This is a genomic window from Burkholderia sp. ZZQ-2, assembly GCF_050768715.1.
Taxonomy (GTDB): Bacteria; Pseudomonadota; Gammaproteobacteria; order Burkholderiales; family Burkholderiaceae; genus Burkholderia; species Burkholderia cepacia.
In genome coordinates this window covers 72,968-91,304 of sequence record NZ_LDVA01000273.1, presented here as the reverse complement: position 1 = coordinate 91,304, position 18,337 = coordinate 72,968, and the positions used below count along the sequence as shown (strand labels likewise).

Below are 18,337 nucleotides of genomic sequence, written 5' to 3'. Positions count from 1 at the left end.
TTCTCAGGATGTGGGAATGCGATGACGGACAAGAAAATTGGCACGAGGGTAATACAAATTTCATAATTTTCCGAATGAGTGCGTATACAAGATAAGCGGAAAGATTGTGAGGTTGGTCAGGGTGTGACGCATCGACCAAAAAAATCGTCAAGAAAATTCGACCGATTAAATCGATGCGGGGGCGTTCGGCAAGTCAGGCGCTATTTCCGGAAATCCGGAAAAGCGTTTGACTGCCGGCGGAGAAAGTGAGCGGCTGCGCGCGCAGCCCGGCGGTCTGATCCGTCCGGGTGCGATCGCGCAGCGCGTTCTCGAATCAGGCGGGCACGAAAAACATGAACGCGACAGGCATGGCAGGTCAACGCACCGGTTCGAGCGAACCGGGTGCGCATGCTTCATACCCGGGGACTACTCGGCGTCATCCTCCTCCTGAATGAATCGTGACGGGCCGCCCCGGGGTTCGGGTCGGCATCCGTCCATCCGGCGTCTGAACGACGCCTTCCCATGAAATTCGAGGTCGCCGCCGGCTCGGCGCGACGGCGCGCGCATGTGGATTCGCGATGCGCGGGGTCGCGCGTTGCCGTCTTTCGCGCGACATCGGCTTCGATGAACCGATAACCGGCGAGTGCCGCCGCGCCGCGTGCCGATGCACGCGTGCGGCGTGCAGTCGTGCGATCGCCCGCGCGATCGCGATTACCGAGCAGTGTTGTTCGATCGTTTAGTTAGCTATCCAAAGTGAAGCGCGAAGCGTCGCGGCACGGACGAGGGGGCAGGCCGATGCGTCATCGCCTGCCGTCGCGTTTGCTGCCGCGTCATCCAGCACATGAGAACCGAGGGAACACAAGATGAACAAGTCGTTCAAGTCGATCTGGAACGAAGCACTGGGGGCCTGGGTTGCGGCTTCCGAGCTTGACCGTGCGCGCGGCAAGCGTGTCGCGTCGGCGAGCGGCCCGCGCGAGCATGCGGCGAACGAGGGCGCCGCGCGACGCGCGGGCCTGCTTTCGGCGCCGTCGCCGCGACGGCTGGCCGTGCTGATGGCGTCCACGTATCTTGCGTTGTTCCATGCGGGGGCGCACGCGCAATACGCGCCGGACGGCGGTTCCGCGACCGGCGGCGTGACGTCGATCTCGATCGGCGTCGGGTCGAGTGCCGCGCAGCAGAACTCGACCGCGCTGGGCAACCTGTCGACGGCAGCAGGCGTTTCCGCCACGGCGCTGGGGCCGGGCGCGCATGCGATGGCAGACGGTTCGACGGCCGTCGGCATCAACGCGCAGGCGACCGGCGTCAACAGCGCATCGCTCGGCGTGCAGGCGATCGGTTCGGGCGCGTATTCGGTTGCGGTCGGCAATCTGTCGAGCGCGACCCAGAGCGGTGCGGTGGCGATGGGCAGCGGCGCGGCGGCGACCGGCGTGTCCGCCGTCGGCCTCGGCAACAATGCGCTGGCGTCCGGCCAGTATGCGGCTGCGGTGGGTCTCGGTGCGAGCGCGGTCGGGGCCCAGAGCGTTTCGCTCGGCTATGCGTCGCATGCTACCGACACGGGCGCCGTCGCGCTCGGCAACCAGTCGACGGGTTCCGGCGCGGCCGCCGTGGCCGTCGGCAGCGGTGCGCTGGCGAGCGGCAATTCGGGTATCGCGATGGGCGTCAACAGCGGCGCGAAGGGCGGTTCGTCGATCGCGATCGGCTGGGGCGGGACGGCCGGCGTACCGGGCTCGGGCACGCAGTCGCTTGGCGTCAGTTCGATCGCGCTGGGTTCGAAGACGACGGCCGGTGCCGATCAGGCAATGGCATACGGCCTGAGCGCAAATGCGTCGGGCGTCAGTTCGATCGCGATGGGGGTGCAGTCGACCGCGACACAGCAGTTTGCGGTCGCGCTCGGCAATCTCGCGCTCGGCAGCGGCATCTCGGCCACCGCACTGGGGCCCGGTGCGACGGCGTCGGCCACGAATGCGACGGCCATCGGCATCAACAGCGTCGCGGGCGCGGCGTCCACCGTGGCGATCGGCGACAGCAATTCGGTCGCGGCCGCGGCAGGCGCGGGGTCGATCGCAGGCGGCAACAGCTCGAAAGTGTTGAGCGGCGTCGGGGCGGTCGCGCTCGGCCTGGGGCAGACGGTCAGCGGCAACGGCGCGGTGGCGATCGGCGACCCGAGCACCGCGATCGGCACCGGCGCGGTCACGATGGGTTCGAACAACACCGCGAACGGCGACGGCGCGGTTGCGATCGGCAATTCGAACGTCGCGCAGGGCACGGGCTCGCTCGCGCTCGGCAATACGTCGACGGCAGCGGCAGCCGGTGCGGTGGCGTTCGGCGCGTCGGCCGTGGCGAACAATGCAAACGACGTCGCGCTCGGTTCCGGGTCGACGACGGCCGCGCCGAATCCGACGGCCAGTGCGGTGATCGGCGGCGTCACCTACAACTTCAACGGCACCAACCCGACCAGCGTCGTCAGCGTCGGTGCGGCGGGCACCGAGCGCCAGATCACCAACGTCGCGGCCGGGCGCATCAATTCGGCGAGCACGGATGCAATCAACGGGTCGCAGCTCGATGCGACGAACCAGGCGGTGAATTCGCTGTCGACGTCGACCGCGTCGAGCGTCAGTTCGTTGTCGACGGGGGTGTCGTCATTGTCGACCGGGCTGTCGTCGGCTAATAGCGCGATCACGTCGTTGTCCACGTCGACGTCGACCGGCATTACCTCGTTGTCGACGGGCTTGAGTTCGACCAACAGCTCGGTGACTTCGTTGTCGACCTCGACTTCAACCGGGCTGTCGTCGGCCAATAGCGCGATCACGTCGTTGTCTACGTCGACGTCGACCGGTATCAACTCGCTGTCCACGGGCTTGAGTTCGACCAATAGCTCGGTGACGTCATTGTCGACCTCCACATCGACCGGCCTGTCGTCGGCCAACAGCGCGATTTCGTCGCTGTCCACGTCGACGTCGACCGGCATTACCTCGCTGTCCACGGGCTTGAGTTCGACCAATAGCTCGGTGACGTCATTGTCGACCTCCACGTCGACCGGGCTGTCGTCGGCCAATAGCGCGATCACGTCGCTGTCCACGTCGACGTCGACCGGCATTACCTCGTTGTCGACGGGCTTGAGTTCGACCAACAGCACCGTGACTTCATTGTCGACGTCCACGTCGACCGGGTTGTCGTCGGCCAACAGTTCGATTTCGTCACTGTCCACGTCGACTTCGACCGGCCTGAGTACGACCAACAGCTCGGTGGCTTCGCTGTCGACTTCGACGTCGACCGGCATCAGCTCGTTGTCCACCGGCCTGAGTTCGACGAACAGTTCGGTCACGTCGCTGTCCACGTCGACGTCGACCGGCATCAGCTCGCTGTCCACCGGCCTGAGTTCGACGAACAGCACGGTCACGTCGCTGTCGACTTCGACATCGACGGGCATCAGCTCGCTGTCCACCGGCCTGAGTTCGACGAACAGCGCGGTCACGTCGTTGTCCACGTCGACCTCGACCGGCGTCGCTTCGCTGTCCACCGGCCTGAGCACGACCAACAGCACCGTGACATCGCTGTCCACCGCGACGTCGACGAGCATCGGCTCGTTGTCCACCGGCCTCAGCTCGACGACCAGCTCGATTTCGTCGCTGTCGACGTCGACCTCGACGACCGTCGGTTCGCTGTCCACCGGCCTGTCGAGCACGAACAGCAACCTGACGTCGCTGTCCACCGCGACGTCGACGGGCATCGGTTCGCTGTCGACCGGCCTCAGCTCGATCGCGTCGAACAACGGCAATCTCGGCAACAGCACGGCCGGCGCGATCGGCGGCGGGGCCACCTACGACCCGACGACCGGCACGATCTCCGCGCCTTCGTACGTGACGTACAACAGCGACGGTTCGACGACGGTCAACAACAACGTCGGCTCGGCGATCGACAACATCAACGCGCACGGCATCAAGTATTTCCACGCGAACTCCACGGCGCCGGACAGCCAGGCGCTCGGGCTCGACAGTGTCGCGATCGGCCCGAACGCGATCGCGAAGGTGGACGGCAGCATCGCGCTCGGCGCCGGGTCGGTGTCCGATCGCGCGACGGTGCCGGCCTCGGGGACCATCCGCAACGGCAGCGCGTCGATTCCGTTCAACACGACCGACCAGACGCTGCTGGGCGCGGTATCGGTCGGCGACGCGACGAGCAAGACGTATCGCCAGATCACCAACGTCGCGGACGGCACCGGCCAGCAGGACGCGGTGACCGTGCGGCAGCTGGCCGGCGCGCTGCAGTCGTTCGCGGTCACGACGACGAAGTACTTCCACGCGAACTCGACGGCCGTCGATTCGCTCGCGGTCGGCGCGGAGTCGGTCGCGGTCGGCCCGACGACGGTGGTCAACGGCGACAACGGCGTGGGGATCGGCAACGGTGCGATCGTCGATGCCACCGCGCCGGGCGGCGTCGCGATCGGCCAGGCGGCAAGCGCCGCGCAGGCCGATGCGATGGCGCTCGGCAGCGGCGCGACGGCCACCGGCGCGCAGTCGGTCGCGCAGGGCGCCAACGCGGTCGCGGCGAGCGTCGGCAGCGTCGCCCTCGGTTCGGGCGCGCACGCCACGGCAACCGATGCGCTCGCGTTCGGGGCCGGCGCGTCGGCGACGCTCGCGAACAGCATCGCGCTCGGTTCGGGTTCGCTGACCACCGTCGGCGCGCAGACGAACTACATCGCGTACGGCCTGAGCAGTCCGCAGTCGTCGGCCGGCGAAATCAACATCGGCAACCGGCAGATCACCGGCCTCGCGGCCGGCAAGAGCGGCACCGACGCGGTCAACGTGTCGCAGCTCGACTCGGTCGCCAACCAGTTGACGACGCTGATCACCCAGCGCACGTCCAACCTCGGCGGGTCGTACACGACGAACCCGACCGGCACGAACGTGCCGCCGGGCTCGACGGGGCCGAATTCGTCGGCGGGCGGCTCGGGCGCGGTCGCCTCGGGCTCGAACAGCACGGCGGTCGGCAACGGGTCGCTGGCGTCCGGCAACGGTTCGACCGCGATCGGCGTCGGCTCGACCGCAACGGGCAACGGGTCGACCGCGATCGGCACGGGCAGCAACGACGGCGGGCGCTCGAACGTCGTCGCGGTCGGCTCGGCGGAGTCGGCGCGCCAGGTCGTCAACGTCGCGGCCGGCACGCAGGGCACCGACGCGGTCAACGTGAACCAGCTGAACGCGGTATCGAACCAGTTCACGCAATCGCTGAACACGGTCAACAACCAGCTCACGCAGATGCAGCAGCAGATCCAGCAGACCGATTCGATGGCGCGCGACGGGATTGCCGCGACGGCCGCCATGGCGTCGATCCCGCACATGGACCGCGACTCGAACTTCGCGATGGGGGTCGGTACGGCGAGCTTCCTCGGCCAGAAGGCGATGGCCGTCGGCATGCAGGCGCGCCTCACGGAGAACCTGAAGGCGACGCTGAACGGCGGTTTCGCCGGCAGTCAGCGCGTGGTCGGCGCGGGTATGTTGTATCAGTGGAAGTGATCCGTGCGCAGCGAACCGCTCCGGCGTGCAGCGCCGGAACGGTTCGCGCTGAACGAGAACGCATCCGCATGCGGCCGCACTGCCGCGCCGCATGCGCGATATCGAACCGATTTTCGGGAGTGAATCAGTGAAGAAAACCTCTCTTGCCCTGCTCGTGTCCGTGGTCTCCCTGGCCGCCTGCTCGAGCGCGTCCGGGCCGACGTTCAATGCATACGAACTGCAGCCGAGAAACGGCGTGCGGACGTTTCGCGTCGATTGTCACGGCATCCTGTCGAGCGAAAAGACCTGCATGAAGGTCGCGACGCGCATGTGCGACACGCAGCCGGTTCGACTGGTCGATTCGGAGGCGCCGTTCCGCGACGGCGCGGATCCGCGGTCGATCGAGTTCCAGTGCGGCGCGGCACCCGCGCCGCTTCCGGCGCCGGTGGCGGCGGCACCGGCCGCCGCGGAAAAGGTCAGCCTGACCGGCGACACGTACTTCGCGACCGACTCCGCAACGCTGACGCCCGCCGCCCGCGCTTCGCTCGACGCATTGCTGAGCCGTCAGGCGGACCGGCATTTCTCGTTGGTGAAGGTGACCGGCTATACCGACTCGGTCGGCTCGGATGCGCACAATCTGGCGCTGTCGCAGCGCCGCGCGGAGGCGGTCGGGTCGTATTTGCGCGAGCATGGCGTGAACGCGGATTCCGTGACGGCCACCGGAAAGGGGGAGGCCGATCCGGTGGGCTCCAACGAGACCGCCGAAGGGCGGGCGAGCAATCGACGCGTGGAGATCCTGCTGCAGAAGTAGCGGGTGGGGGCCGCGAGCGGACCGGCGAAGGCGGCCGGCTCGCGGCCGCATCGTCGCCATGATGATCAACGTTGGTCGCGCGCGGCAGCCGATGCCGGCTCCGCTGCCGTCGCGCTCCGCGTCGATCATGGCGAACCGGGACAGCCGGCGCCGGACCGAACGCGGAGCGTACGACCGCCGGGTTTCCCGATCCTGTACCCTGTCCATGTCTTTCGTGCGTTCCGCGGCGGTCGTCGGCATGACGACCGCCGTGCCTTCCGTTACGATGCGCCCGGTCGATCAGCGCCGTGCCCCCGGTCGGCAGCAAGTCGATCCGGTTGCAGACCTCCAAGGCAAACATGGAAATCAAGTGGATCGAGGATTTCATCGCCCTCGCTCAATATCAAAGCTTTTCCCGGGCGGCGGAGTTCCGCAACGTCACGCAGTCGGGCTTCAGCCGTCGCATCCAGTCGCTCGAGCAATGGATCGGCGCCGAACTGATCGACCGCAGCAGTTTTCCGCCGGTCCTGACGCCGGCAGGGCGGCTGTTTCGCGAGACGGCGGAAGACGTCCTCAGCCGCCTGTTCGACACACGCGCGATCATCCGCACCGAGCAGCGCATCGCGGGCAAGAGCCTGCAGATCGCGGCGGGCCATACGATCGCGCTGAATTTCCTGCCGTCATGGCTCAAGGCGCTTGCGATGCATTTCGGCGAGGTGCGGGCACGCGTCGTTCCGACGAATGTCCACGATTCGATCCTGATGCTCGTCAACGGCAACTGCGAGCTGATGTTCGCCTATCACCATCCGGAGCTGCCGCTCCATCTGGATCCGGTCAGGTACGAACACGTGACGGTCGGCCTCGACACGTTGATGCCGGCCTGCCGGCCCAACCGCCGGTCGGCGCCCGCATTTCGCCTTCCCGGAACGAAGCAGCACCCGCTGCCGCTGATCTCCTATACGGACACCAGCTACTTCGGGCGCTGCCTCGCGTTGCTGCTCGATCGCGCTCCGGATGCGCCGGCGTTGCAGCTGCACTATGAATCCGACATGGCCGAAGTGCTGAAAAAGCTCGTGATGGAAGGCGAAGGCGTGGCGTGGCTGCCGCGGAGTGCGATCGCCGCCGAGCTGGCGGCCGGCGAACTCGTACCGGCCGGGCCGGCGGCGTGGAACCTCGAAATCGAGCTGCGCGTCTATCGCGACGCGTCCAATCGCAGCGAGTTCCTGGAGACGCTCTGGCAGCATCTGCGCGCCGAACCGTCGCGGCGCGGCTAGGGTTTTCCCGCCTTATGCGAGTCTCGCATACCGCCATGATGCACCGGCATCATGATCTGTTCTGCCGTCCCTACCATTCGTTCCAACGGCAAATGTGACGCGTGGCCCGCGTCGCGCGGCCCGTCGCCTGCTGGCGGTCGGGCGTCACCCAAGGACGGATGGACATGAAAAATCGGCTTACCTCAAGCATCGCAATCGGCATGGTCCTCGGCGTCGCCGCCGGCTATGCGTGTCACACGAGCATCGCGGACCCGGGCACGCTCAAGACGGTCGCAGGGTATTTCTCGATCGTGACGGACATCTTTCTTCGGCTGATCAAGATGATCATTGCGCCGCTGGTGTTCGTGACGCTCGTTTCCGGCCTGGCCGGAATGGACAGCGGCGAAGACGTCGGGCGCATCGGCCTGCGCTCGGTTGCGTGGTTCGTCTGCGCATCGCTGGTTTCGCTGGGCCTCGGCCTCGTCATGGCCAACGCGTTGCAGCCCGGCGCCGGCCTGAACCTGGCGGAACCCGCGGGCGAGGCCAACCTCGGCCTGAATACCGCGGCACTGAACGCCAGGGACGTGATCACGCACGCGTTTCCGACCAGCCTGCTCGACGCGATGGCGCGCAACGATATCCTGCAGATTCTCGTTTTCTCCGTCTTTCTCGGCATCGCGCTGGGCGCGCTGAAGCACGATCAGCGTGTCGGCATCGTCATCCGGTCGATCGACGGCATGGTGCCGGTGATGTTGCGCCTGACGAACTACGTGATGCGCGCGGCGCCGCTGGGTGTCTTCGGTGCGATCGCGTCGTCCGTCGCGCTGCGCGGGCTCGACGTGATCTACACGTACGGCAAGCTGATCGGCGCGTTTTATCTCGGGCTGCTCGTCCTCTGGACGATCCTGATCGGCGCCGGATACCTGTTTCTCGGGCGGCGCGTCGGCGCGTTGCTGAGGGCCGTGCGCGAACCCGCGTTGATCGCGTTCTCGACCGCCAGCAGCGAAGCGGCGTATCCGCGCCTGACCGAGCAGCTCGAGAAGTTCGGTGTCGACAAGAAGGTCGTCGGTTTCACGCTGCCGCTCGGTTATGCATTCAACCTGGACGGCTCGATGATGTATCAGGCGTTTGCGGCCCTCTTCATCGCACAGGCGTTCGGTGTGCACATGCCGCTTTCGCAGCAGGTGTTCATGCTGCTGATCCTGATGTTGAGCAGCAAGGGCATGGCGAGCGTGCCGCGCGGATCGGTGGTCGTCGTCGCGGCCGTCGCGCCGATGTTCCATTTGCCGGCGGCCGGCGTGGCCATGATCCTGGCGATCGACCAGGTGCTCGACATGGGCCGCACGATGACGAACGTGATCGGCAACAGTGTGGCGACGGCCGTGATCGCGAAGTGGGAGGGCGCGCGCGCCGCGCAGCCGGACAGCGCCGCGTTCGATTCGCGGGAGCTGAACGCATGACGCACCGGGACATCGCAGGCACGGGACGGACGTTCGGCGTGGTCGGCGGCCTCGGGCCGCTGGGAAGCGCCGACGTGTTCTTCAAGCTGGTGAAGGCGACTCCGGCGTCGTCCGACGAGGATCACGTCGACCTGATCTTCGAGCAGCACCCGTTCAGAGGTTCGGGTTCGGGCAGCGCGGCGACGACGGCGCGCAAGCTGTACGTGTTCGACATGATCCGCGCGTTCGAGAAACGCGGCGTGACGACCGTGGTGCTGCCGTGCTTCCTGAGCCACACCTTCATCGACGAACTGAAGGCCAATACGCGCCTGCCGATCGTGGACATCGTCGAAGCCGTTCGCAGCCACGTGCAGCGCACGTATCCCGGCGCCATACGCATCGGCGTGCTGGCTTCGGACCATGTGCGGGCCGACGGGCTGTTCGAACGGTATTTCCCGGCGCCGCAGTTCGAGATCGTCCATCCGCGGCCGCGCGGCGATGTCGATCCCGTCACCGAGGCGATCTACGGGGCGGACGGCATCAAGCGCGGCAATCTTCGCGGCCGGCCGGTCGAGCTGCTGCGCGACGCATGCGAGGATCTGGCGGACCAGGGCGCGCAGGTCATCGTTCCGGGGCTGACGGAGATCGCGCTCGTGGCGGACGAAATCGGGCCGCTGCGGATACCGCTGATCGATTCGAATCTCGCGTATGCGCAGTACGCGGTTTCGACCCGATGCGCGGCCCGTGCACCGGTATTCAAGATCGGGGTCGTCGGTGGCGTCGGGCCGGCCGCGACGGTGGACTTCCTGGACAAGATCGTTCGAAACACGCCGGCTTCGCGCGACCAGGAGCACATCAAGCTGCTGGTCGAACAGAATCCGCAGATCCCGGACCGTACGGCGAACCTCGTCGGTGACGGTACCGACCCCACGATCTCGCTGTATGCGACGTGCAGGCGGCTCGAGGACGGGGAGGCGGATCTCATCGCGATTCCGTGCAATACCGCGCATGCGTTTGTCGAGCGGGTTCAACCGCACCTCGGCATTCCGATCGTGAACATGCTGACCGTGACGGCCGCCCATCTGCGCGATGCGTATCCGGGGCTGCGCGAGGTCGGCGTGCTGGCAACGTCGGGCACGATCGAAAGCGGCGTATACGAAAAGGCGCTCGAATCGTATGGATTCCGACAGGTCGCGCCGGCGCCGGCACTGCAGGCGCGCGTGATGGAAGCAATCTACGGAGAGCGGGGTGTCAAGGCCGGCTTTACGACCGGCCAGTGCCAAGCGGACATCGGCGCCGCCGTCGACGCGCTGATTGCCGACGGCGTCGACGTGATCGTTCTCGGCTGTACCGAGCTGCCGATCCTGCTGCCGGGCCGCGAATATGTCGCGCCGAACGGTATGCGTGCGACGCTGGTCGATCCGACCGACGTGCTCGCGCGCCAATGCGTGGCGTATGCGACGGCTGCCGGTGCTTGAGCTTGAGATTGAGCTTGAGCTTGAGATTAAGCGGCCGCGCCGCCTTCGACGCGGCGGCCGGCGGGTGTCGGATGTGCCGCGTGGTTCGGGCGGCGCAGGCGTGGATCAGCCGATGCCGGTCTTGTGCGATTCCACGACGACCGCGCGCGTGACGAAGCAGTTTCCGCAGGCCGACAAACCGGGCGCCCGGCAGCGGGCGCCATGTCAGTGTCTGAGCACGCAGACGGCGACGATTTCGTATCCGGGGTCGGCATGCATGTGCGCCGCCATTTCCGCTTCCTCATACGAACGAAACGACGTGGCATCCTCAACCGCCGGTGCCATGCCGATATCGCCATCCTCGGCGGTGCACAGGAACTGCTCGCCGGTCTTCACGACGTAGACGGACAACATGATTCCCTCCATCGTTTGCAGGGGGAAATTTCAGTCTAGCAGGCCAGAAAAGGGGCGCGGGCGGTTTGCGGCGCCCCGTTTCCGCGAGGCTGTCGCCGGAGGGTTTGCCGCGTCGCGTGTCAGCTAGACCTGCGACATGAGCGGAAAGCCGTGCACAATACCGGCATGCAGACCCCAGATCTCGAACATCTCGTCACCGTCACCATGCCCTTTGGAAAGTACAAGGGCCGACTCATTGCCGACCTGCCCGGGCCTTACCTCAACTGGCTGGCCCGCGAAGGGTTCCCGCGCGGCGAAATCGGCCGGCAGCTTGCGCTGATGCATGAAATCGACCACAACGGCCTGCGGGACTTGCTGGAGCCGTTGCGCAAACGCGGATAGCGTCGCTCGGGGCCGAACGGCTTCGGATGCTGCACCGTCGCTGGCCCACGCGCACCTACTGCGTTGCCATTGCTGACATAGAATGGAAAGAGTAGTTGACGGCACAAAGGGGTGCCAACATGAGACGCCTTTATTTCCTCGTACCCGATACGCAGATGGCCAAGGCCATCGTCGACGATCTATTGCGCGCACGTATCATCTGGCGCCATATCCACGTCCTCGCCGATCACAGCGTCACACTCGATCAGTTGCCCGAAGCATCGTTGCTGCAAAGCAGCGATGTCGTGCATGCGCTCGAGCGCGGCGTTGCGCTTGGCGGCGCGGCGGGTGCACTGATCGGCCTCGTCGCACTGGTATTTCCCCCGGCGGAACTCGTGATCGCAGGCGGCGCCGTTGTCGGGTTGACGCTGGCGGGAGCGGGTTTCGGGGCGTGGACCGCCGCGATGATCGGCATTGCCGAGCCGAACGCGCGACTCCAGCGATTTCGCGAGGCCATACAGGAAGGCCAGATCCTGATCATGGCCGATGTGCCGGCATTGCGAGAGCAGGAAATCGAGGAGATGGTCGCCAGGCACTTTCCGACGGCGGACCTGGAAGGCGCCGAGCCCACGACACCGATCTTCCCCTGACGCGCGACAGCAAGCCGGCCTGCCCGATACCCGGGTTCATCGACGCATTTCGTCGAGCGCACGGCCGCGCGCGGAGAGGGGCGTTCGCACGTTGCGCAGGCAACCCTGCTTCCGAATCGCTCGAGTGACGCAGGCCCGACGCGCGTGACGCCCTCGGAACCGAAGCGCCGACGACGAAGCGTCGGCAAGGAGGTCGTATGGAACTGCACATGCAATCGCACCATTGGGCGCGTCGGACGCCGGACTGGGTCGCCGCCGCCGTGGCCGGTCTCGCAGGCGGTGCGCTGGTGATCGCGCTGGAATTCGTCTGGTCGACACTCGTGCTCGGCTCGAGCCCGTGGCAACCGACACACAAGATCGCGGCGATGGTGATGGGCCGCAGCGCGCTCGGCCAGATGACGCAATTCAACCTTGAAATCGTCGCGATGGCGCTGCTGCTGCACTACGTGCTCGGCGCGATCATGGGGGTGATGCTCGCCGCGATCATGGCGCCTTTCCGCCTCGATTCGAGCGTGGGCATGGAAGCCGCCATCGGGCTGGCGTTCGGGATCGTCGCGTATGGGTGGAACTTCTACGTCATGACGGCCGTGTTCCCGTGGTTCGTCTCCGAGCGGGGTGCCGGGCCGTTGCTGGCCAACCTGTTGTTCGGCGTGGTTGCGGCCATCACTTACGGCAGGCTGGAGCGATTGCGCAAGCGGAACGTGGACGACTGATACATCGCGTTTCCCGCCGCGCCGAGCCTGACCACCCGGCGTTCGCGGGAGACACGGAACCCGGTGTCGGCGGCGCCGGCGAGTGATATGCAGCGAGGCGGCCTATGGCCCTTGCGATTGCCCTGGTCCTGATCATCCTGTTGGCGGTGGGGTTTCACTTTGCCAGTCCGTGGTGGATCACGCCGATCGCGTCGAACTGGGTGCGCATGGACGACATGCTGACGATCACGCTCGTCATCACCGGTGCATTCTTCATCGCCATCAACCTGTTCATCGTCGTCGCACTGGTGCGCTATCGCCACCGCAGCGGGCATCGCGCGGCCTACGAGCCGCACAACCGGCGTCTGGAATGGTGGCTGATCGGCCTGACCGCCGTCGGCGTGGCGGCGTTGCTGGCGCCGGGGCTGTTCGTCTACGCGGACTACATCCGGCCGCCGCGCAACGTGCTGCAGATGGAAGTGCTCGGCCAGCAATGGCAATGGCGCTTCCGTTTCGCGGGCCCCGGCGGCAAGCTGGGCACGACGGACGTGCGCTACATCAGCAACGACAACCCGTTCGGCCTGAACCCCGCCGACCCCAACGGCCGCGACAATTACCTGATCGAGACGCCCGAGGTGCACCTGCCGCTCAACCGGCCGGTCCAGGTGCTGACGCGCTCGCGCGACGTGCTGCACGATTTCTACGTTCCGCCGTTCCGGGCGCGGATGAACATGGTGCCGGGCATGGTGACCACCTTCTGGTTCACGCCGACCAAGGCGGGGCGCTACGACATCCTGTGCGCGCAGCTCTGCGGGATCGGGCACTCCGGCATGCGTGGCGTGGTGGTCGTGGAAGACGAAGCCGCGTTCTCGCGCTGGCTGGCGCAGCAGACCACCTTCGCGCGGCAGCAACTCGCCCGCGTGCAGGCAGCCCCCGCCGCTGCCGGCGGCAGCGCGCACGCGCTCGCCGAACTGGGCAAGACGCTCGCGGCGGCCAAGGGCTGCGTCGCCTGCCATACCGTGGACGGCAGCCCGCTCGTGGGCCCGACCTGGAAGGGCCTCTACGGCAAGACCGAAACGATGGCCGACGGCAGCACCGCGAAGGTGGACGAAGCCTATCTGCGCGCGTTCATCCGCGATCCGGCGGCGCGGGTCGTGAAGGGGTTCTCGCCGATCATGCCGCGCTTCGACCTGAGCGACCAGGAACTGTCCGCACTGGTGGCGTATATCGAGGCGCAAGGCGGGCCGCCTCCGGCCGGTACCGCGGCCAGGCAATAGCGGAGCAGAAACCATGACCTATGCGCACACCGACCACGCCCCGCAGAGCTTCTGGACCCGCTATGTCTGGAGCCAGGACCACAAGGTCATCGCGGTGCAGTATGCGATGACGGCCATCGCGATCGGGCTGGTCGGCCTCGTATTGTCCGACCTGATGCGGCTGCAGCTCGGCTTTCCGGGCAAGTTCGCCTTCATCGACGCGAACCACTACTACCAGTTCGTCACGATGCACGGGATGATCATGGTGATCTACCTGCTGACGGCGCTGTTCCTGGGCGGTTTCGGCAACTACCTGATCCCGCTGATGCTCGGCGCGCGCGACATGGTGTTCCCGTTTCTCAACATGCTGAGCTACTGGGTCTACCTGCTGGCCGTGCTGGTGCTGGCGGCGAGCTTCTTCGTGCCGGGCGGGCCGACCGGCGCGGGCTGGACGCTGTATCCGCCGCAGGCCATCCTGCCGGGCACGCCGGGCGTCGAATGGGGCATCGTGCTGATGCTCGTGTCGCTGGCGATCTTCATCGTCGCGGCGACGATGGGCGGCCTGAATTACGTGACCACCACGCTGCAGGCACGCACGCGCGGCATGACGCTGATGCGCATGCCGCTCACGGTATGGGGCATCTTCATCGCGACCATCATGGCGCTGCTGGCGTTTCCGGCGCTGTTCGTGTCGGCGGTGATGATGCTGTTCGACAGGACGCTCGGCACCAGCTTCTTCGTGCCGGCCGTGGTGTCGATGGGGCAGACGCTCAAGCATGCCGGCGGCAGCCCGCTGCTGTTCCAGCACCTGTTCTGGTTCTTCGGGCATCCGGAGGTCTACATCGTCGCGCTGCCGGCCTTCGGCATCGCATCGGACCTGATCAGCACGCACGCGCGCAAGAGCATCTTCGGCTACCGGATGATGGTGTGGGCCATCGTCATCATCGGCGCGCTGAGCTTCGTGGTCTGGGCGCACCACATGTTCATCGCCGGCATGAATCCGTACTTCGGCTTCTTCTTCGCCACCACCACGCTCATCATCGCCGTGCCGACCGCCCTCAAGGTCTACAACTGGGTGCTGACGCTGTGGCGCGGCGATATCCACCTGACCGTGCCGATGCTGTTCGCCATCGGCTTCATCAGCACCTTCGTGCTGGGCGGGCTGACCGGGCTCTACCTCGGCAACGTGAGCGTGGACATCCCGCTGTCGAACACGTATTTCGTGGTCGCGCACTTCCATATGGTGATGGCCGTGTCGCCGATTCTGGTGGTGTTCGGCGGCCTCTACCACTGGTACCCGAAGGTGACGGGCCGCATGCTCGACGACACGCTCGGGCGCGCGCACTTCTGGATCACCTTCGTCGGCACCTATGCGATCTACTTCCCGATGCACTATCTCGGCATCCTCGGCATGCCGCGGCGGTATTACGCGTACCAGGGCTACAGCTTCATCCCGCATTCGGCGCAGACGCTCAACACGTTCATCACCGTCGTCGCGCTGATCGTCGCGGCCGCGCAGTTGCTGTTCCTGTTCAACCTCGCGTGGAGCCTCGTGCACGGCCGGCGCGCCGACGGCAACCCGTGGCGGGCCACCACGCTGGAATGGCAGACGCCGCAAACGCCGCCCGCGCACGGCAACTGGGGCGCAGCGCTTCCCGTCGTCTACCGCTGGGCATACGAATACAGTCCGCCGGGGCAAGAGGAAGATTTCGTGCCGCAAAACCAGCCGCCCGCGACGGTGCCTGAACCGGCCCACCCGGCGCTTCACCCCGGCGAGGCCCACGAATGACCACGCTGCCGCGCCCCTTCGTTCACGACGCGCCACCCGGCTTGCCGAATGCGGGCCGCACCGGCCTGATCGTCTTCATGGCGGTCGCGACGACGTTGTTCTCGCTGCTGCTGCTCGCCTATGCGATGCGCATGCGCGAGCCCGACTGGCAGCCGATCCCGCATCCGGCGCTGCTGTGGTGGAACACCAGCGCGCTGGCGCTGGCCAGCGTCGCCATGCAGCGAGCCCGGCAACTGACCTTGCACCGCACCGTATGGCTCGTGTGCGGCGGCGTGCTGGCGGCCGTGTTCGTGGCTGGGCAACTGACCGCCTGGCACTTGCTGTCGGCTGGCGGGCAGACCGTTGCGGTCAATCCGTCGAACAGCTTCCTCTACCTGCTCACCGGCCTGCACGGATTGCATGTGCTGGGCGGGCTGGCGGCGTGGGCGGTGACGATCGCGCAGCTCCGGCACGCGGACCCGTTCCGGGCCCGGCGTGTCATCGATCTGTGCGCGCTCTACTGGCATTTCCTGCTCGCGGTGTGGCTCGTGCTGCTGGCGGCGATGTGGTGGCTGACCCCCGGGATCGTCGCCGCCGTCTGCGGGCCGCTGTATGGAGCCGCGCCATGACCGCGCCCACGGCCCCCACCGGATCCGCCGCCGATTCGCCCGCGGCCCCGCCTGTCGATGCGCCGTCCGCCGACGCCCGACCCGACGGCTGGCGTGGCATCGTCACGGACTGGTCGGCCGATCGCGAAGCCTTCAAGGTGCCGTGGGGCAAGGCGATGATGTGGATCTTCCTGCTGTCGGACACCTTCGTCTTCAGCAGTTTCCTGATCGGCTACATGACGGTGCGCATGTCGACCACGGCGCCGTGGCCCGATACCGCGAAGGTGTTCGGGCTCAGCGTGGGCGGCGTGGAGGTGCCGTTGCTGCTGATTGCGATCATGACGTTCACGCTGATCAGCAGCAGCGGCACCATGGCGATGGCCGTCAACTTCGGCTACCGGCGCAACGCGAGGCCCGCCGCCGCGCTGCTGCTGGCGACCGCGCTGCTGGGCGCCACCTTCGTGTCGCTGCAGGCGTTCGAATGGAGCAACCTGATCTTCCGGGAAGGCATCCGCCCGTGGGGCAATCCGCTGGGCGCGGCGCAGTTCGGCGCGTGCTTCTTCACGATCACCGGGTTCCACGGCTTTCACGTGACCTGCGGCGTGATCTACCTGCTGCTGATCGCGCGCAAGATCCTGCAGCCGGGGTTCACCGAACACGGCAACTTCCAGATCGTCGAGATCGCCGGCCTGTACTGGCACTTCGTCGACCTGGTGTGGGTGTTCATCTTCGCGCTGTTCTACTTGTGGTGAGGCAGGCCATGGACCATACCGATCCCGCCGACCGACCCGACGCCGCGCACGGCCAGCAGCATCCGATCGGCCTCTACCTGAAGATCTGGGGCCTGCTGTTCGTGCTGAGCACGTTGTCGTACCTGGTCGACTATTTCAACGTGCAGGGCCTGTTGCGCTGGGTACTGATCGTCGTGCTGATGATCGCCAAGGCCGGGCTGATCGTGTCGATCTTCATGCATATGATGTGGGAGCGGCTGGCGCTGGTGTACGCGATTCTCGTGCCGCCGCTGTGCCTGCTGGTGCTCATGGTGCTGATGGCGGCCGAGGCGCATCACACGTTCGGGATGCGGGAATTGTTTTTTCGCTGATTCCTTCGCAGGGGGTAAACGTGTCGCAGCGCGACGGGCACGGTGACGGGCCGCGGTTGTGCGCCGGGCGGCTTCGCGGCATCGGAGGATGCCGGTCATCCGGCCACGCAAACATCGAGGAGGGCAAGATGAAGTTTTCACGCCGACGTTTTATCGCTGCCACCACCGTTCTGGCATCCGCGCTGGCCGTTGGGCGCCGCGCGGCCGCGGCAGATGCCGGGGCCGGTGCCGTGCAGGAAACCGATGCAAACGCCCAGGCCCTCGGCTACAAGACGGATGCAAGCCGGGTCGACCATGCGAAATTCCCGAAATTTCAGGCGGGCGAGGCCTGCGCGAACTGCCAGTTCTTCCAGGGCAAGACCGGTGCGGCGACGGCGCCGTGCACCATTTTCGGCGGCAAGCAGGTCAATGCGAAAGGCTGGTGCGGCGCTTACGCGAAAAAGGCGTAGCAGGGCAGCGGCGAGCGGGTGGCCGGGATACGTGATGCCCGGCCCATCTCATGACTGATCGGACTCGAGCCACGCACCCGGCGCGACGCGAAATCCGGATGGCAGGCAAGGGTCAGAGATCGCCGCGCACTTCACCGGTTCCCAGCGCGGTCCGCTGCCGGTTGACTTCCGCCCAGAGCTCGTCGCTGTCGTCATTGCGCAGCAGGACCATCCAGTCCAGTTGATCGTCGGTTACGTCGAAGTATTCCAGGATCTCGCGGCGAGCCGCATCGACGAACTGCGCGAATTCCGGGGTTGCCTGGGCCTGCGCGTGCAACGCGTCGTATTCCGCATCGTCCGCGCCGCCGCCGTGCTCGTCGATGTAGTGCGAGATCCACTGGTCTATTTCGCGGTCGTAGTCGGCTTCGGCGCGCATCGCTTGCACGGCCGTGTGGAAATCCAGTTGGGCAAACGCGGCGATCGCCGCCGTTGTCGCCTCGTCGAAGGTAGTCGTCATTCCATTTCTCATGTTGATCAGCGCGCATCATCGCATGGGCGGCGCCCGGGCAGGTGCGTCGAATCAGGATGGCGCAACACACGGCTTGCGTGCCGAAGTCCGACCCGGGCAACGGCACCATTTTCGGAA

The 18,337-nt window shown here is 66.4% G+C and carries 16 protein-coding genes; 14 read left to right on the top strand and 2 right to left on the bottom strand.

What is annotated here, in order from left to right; all coding sequences use genetic code 11:
* Positions 1 to 842 precede the first annotated feature (842 nt).
* The 5 genes from ABY44_RS21430 to ABY44_RS21410 all read left to right on the top strand — a co-directional run bounded on the left by ABY44_RS21430 (position 843) and on the right by ABY44_RS21410 (position 10,434).
* Positions 843 to 5,495 (top strand): YadA-like family protein, encoded by a 4,653-nt coding sequence (locus ABY44_RS21430; RefSeq protein ID WP_431641870.1) that lies wholly within the window; start codon positions 843 to 845, stop codon positions 5,493 to 5,495.
* 127 nt (positions 5,496 to 5,622) lie between these two features.
* Entirely contained in the window at positions 5,623 to 6,285 is a 663-nt protein-coding gene (locus tag ABY44_RS21425; protein ID WP_027792806.1) for an OmpA family protein, read from the top strand.
* A gap of 338 nt (positions 6,286 to 6,623) precedes the next feature.
* Positions 6,624 to 7,538, top strand: a complete 915-nt coding sequence (locus tag ABY44_RS21420; RefSeq protein ID WP_060174442.1) for a LysR substrate-binding domain-containing protein — start codon at positions 6,624 to 6,626, stop codon at positions 7,536 to 7,538.
* A gap of 164 nt (positions 7,539 to 7,702) precedes the next feature.
* A complete protein-coding gene (locus ABY44_RS21415; RefSeq protein WP_027792804.1) occupies positions 7,703 to 8,977 on the top strand; it encodes a dicarboxylate/amino acid:cation symporter in 1,275 nt (424 codons plus the stop codon).
* On the top strand, positions 8,974 to 10,434 hold the full coding sequence (locus ABY44_RS21410; protein WP_060174441.1) for an aspartate/glutamate racemase family protein: 1,461 nt from the start codon (positions 8,974 to 8,976) through the stop codon (positions 10,432 to 10,434). The genes ABY44_RS21415 and ABY44_RS21410 overlap by 4 nt, the downstream gene beginning before the upstream one ends.
* A 204-nt stretch (positions 10,435 to 10,638) precedes the next feature.
* On the opposite strand, the gene ABY44_RS21405 is transcribed toward ABY44_RS21410, so the two are convergent.
* Positions 10,639 to 10,827 carry a hypothetical protein gene (locus ABY44_RS21405; RefSeq protein ID WP_027792802.1) on the bottom strand — a complete coding sequence of 63 codons (189 nt, stop codon included), beginning with the start codon at positions 10,825 to 10,827 and terminating at the stop codon, positions 10,639 to 10,641.
* A 165-nt stretch (positions 10,828 to 10,992) separates the two neighbouring features.
* On the opposite strand from ABY44_RS21405, the gene ABY44_RS21400 reads away from it, so the two are divergent.
* The 9 genes from ABY44_RS21400 to ABY44_RS21360 all read left to right on the top strand — a co-directional run bounded on the left by ABY44_RS21400 (position 10,993) and on the right by ABY44_RS21360 (position 17,712).
* Entirely contained in the window at positions 10,993 to 11,208 is a 216-nt protein-coding gene (locus tag ABY44_RS21400; RefSeq protein ID WP_027792801.1) for a DUF3820 family protein, read from the top strand.
* Between the two features lie 119 nt (positions 11,209 to 11,327).
* The gene (locus tag ABY44_RS21395; protein ID WP_027792800.1) at positions 11,328 to 11,837 is read left to right on the top strand and encodes a hypothetical protein; all 510 of its coding nucleotides are present in this window, start codon (positions 11,328 to 11,330) and stop codon (positions 11,835 to 11,837) included.
* Between the two features lie 197 nt (positions 11,838 to 12,034).
* A complete protein-coding gene (locus ABY44_RS21390; protein WP_060174440.1) occupies positions 12,035 to 12,550 on the top strand; it encodes a hypothetical protein in 516 nt (171 codons plus the stop codon).
* A gap of 104 nt (positions 12,551 to 12,654) precedes the next feature.
* Entirely contained in the window at positions 12,655 to 13,806 is a 1,152-nt protein-coding gene (locus ABY44_RS21385; protein WP_060174439.1) for a c-type cytochrome, read from the top strand.
* A 13-nt stretch (positions 13,807 to 13,819) separates the two neighbouring features.
* Positions 13,820 to 15,574, top strand: a complete 1,755-nt coding sequence (ctaD, locus tag ABY44_RS21380; protein ID WP_027792797.1) for a cytochrome c oxidase subunit I — start codon at positions 13,820 to 13,822, stop codon at positions 15,572 to 15,574.
* Positions 15,571 to 16,182: a cytochrome c oxidase subunit 3 gene (locus ABY44_RS21375; protein ID WP_431641863.1), complete on the top strand. Its 612-nt coding sequence runs from the start codon at positions 15,571 to 15,573 to the stop codon at positions 16,180 to 16,182. Before ctaD ends, ABY44_RS21375 begins: the two co-directional genes overlap by 4 nt.
* Positions 16,179 to 16,913, top strand: a complete 735-nt coding sequence (locus ABY44_RS21370) for a heme-copper oxidase subunit III family protein (protein WP_027792795.1) — start codon at positions 16,179 to 16,181, stop codon at positions 16,911 to 16,913. The genes ABY44_RS21375 and ABY44_RS21370 overlap by 4 nt, the downstream gene beginning before the upstream one ends.
* Positions 16,914 to 16,921: 8 nt before the next feature.
* A complete protein-coding gene (locus ABY44_RS21365; protein ID WP_027792794.1) occupies positions 16,922 to 17,263 on the top strand; it encodes a cytochrome C oxidase subunit IV family protein in 342 nt (113 codons plus the stop codon).
* 128 nt (positions 17,264 to 17,391) lie between these two features.
* Positions 17,392 to 17,712 carry a high-potential iron-sulfur protein gene (locus ABY44_RS21360; protein WP_027792793.1) on the top strand — a complete coding sequence of 107 codons (321 nt, stop codon included), beginning with the start codon at positions 17,392 to 17,394 and terminating at the stop codon, positions 17,710 to 17,712.
* A gap of 112 nt (positions 17,713 to 17,824) precedes the next feature.
* On the opposite strand, the gene ABY44_RS21355 is transcribed toward ABY44_RS21360, so the two are convergent.
* Entirely contained in the window at positions 17,825 to 18,208 is a 384-nt protein-coding gene (locus ABY44_RS21355; RefSeq protein WP_060174437.1) for a hypothetical protein, read from the bottom strand.
* Between the last annotated feature and the right edge of the window lie 129 nt (positions 18,209 to 18,337).